The 230-nt window shown below is 36.1% G+C and carries 1 pseudogene; it reads right to left on the minus strand.

The window, feature by feature from the left end:
* A pseudogene (locus C9J34_RS21635) lies at positions 1–185 on the minus strand (site-specific DNA-methyltransferase); the annotation flags it as partial.
* Between the last annotated feature and the right edge of the window lie 45 nt (positions 186–230).

Genomic DNA, 230 nt, shown 5'->3' on the forward strand with positions numbered 1-230 from the left:
CAGCCTAACACTTTATCAAAAGGAGTTTGAGCAAATAAAACGATTGCGCCATTATCCTTTACGATTCGTTTGTAATGTTCCCATAACTGATTTAATGGAATGATGGTGTCCCATTGATTTTCTGTTGTGCCATATGGCAGGTCACATAACACCATATCAATGCTTTTATTAGGAATATTCCGCATTAGCTTCAAACAATCTCCATGCCATAATTCTTCAATCATTCAATC

The sequence above is a fragment of the Metasolibacillus meyeri genome, from assembly GCF_003049505.1.
GTDB lineage: Bacteria > Bacillota > Bacilli > Bacillales_A > Planococcaceae > Metasolibacillus > Metasolibacillus meyeri.